This is a genomic window from Frankia sp. Mgl5 (assembly GCF_023242985.1).
Lineage (GTDB): Bacteria > Actinomycetota > Actinomycetes > Frankiales > Frankiaceae > Parafrankia > Parafrankia soli.
Map to the genome: position 1 here is coordinate 1 of NZ_JALKFY010000208.1, position 257 is coordinate 257.

Below are 257 nucleotides of genomic sequence, written 5' to 3' on the forward strand. Positions count from 1 at the left end.
GAAACGGTAAACATCTGCAGGGAAGCGGATGCCGTGCTTTTGGGAGCGGTAGGCGGACCGAAATGGGATCAAAACCCTGGACATTTGCGGCCGGAAACAGGCTTGCTGGGAATTCGCAAGGCTCTCGGCCTGTTTGCCAACATTCGTCCAGCCAACATGCATCCAACACTGGTGGAAGCCTCCTCGCTTAAACCGGAAGCGGTAGCGGGCGTTGATTTGATCGTGGTACGTGAATTGACCGGCGGTATCTACTTTGG

1 protein-coding gene is annotated in these 257 nt (G+C 55.3%); it reads left to right on the forward strand.

Translation table 11 applies throughout. The features are described 5' to 3' along the window. A partial coding sequence (locus tag MXD62_RS09035) for an isocitrate/isopropylmalate family dehydrogenase (protein WP_248828923.1) occupies nt 1-257 on the forward strand: 257 nt, incomplete at both ends.